The organism is Pseudomonas spartinae, from assembly GCF_965197125.1.
GTDB classification, from domain to species: domain Bacteria; phylum Pseudomonadota; class Gammaproteobacteria; order Pseudomonadales; family Pseudomonadaceae; genus Aquipseudomonas; species Aquipseudomonas composti_A.
This window is the reverse complement of the sequence record NZ_CBDAMB010000054.1, coordinates 1-251: the sequence shown is the minus strand read 5'-3', so window position 1 is coordinate 251 and position 251 is coordinate 1. Positions and strand designations below refer to the sequence as shown.

The following is a 251-nucleotide window of genomic DNA, read 5'->3' as shown; positions in this document are numbered from 1 at the left end:
AGCGGGGCTGCTGTACCCGCTGACGGGGCATCTTCTGTCGCCCTTGATTGCTGCGCTGGCGATGAGTGTCAGCTCGGCGTCGGTGGTCTTCAATGCTCTGAGGTTGAAATCAACGGACATCGGATAGCGTCCTCATCATCGGGGACTCCATCAACGTGCAAGGTCGCCATCAGCTCACGAGCCAGACACCCGGTGCCATGGCCGTAGAAGCCGTCGACCTGAGAGATCTCGTCAACTTCGCCAGGAACTTT

At 59.0% G+C, this 251-nt stretch carries 1 pseudogene; it reads left to right on the top strand.

From position 1 onward, the window contains the following. Positions 1-125: 125 nt before the first annotated feature. Positions 126-251 (top strand): annotated as a pseudogene (locus ACN8M7_RS26030) (UvrD-helicase domain-containing protein); the annotation flags it as partial.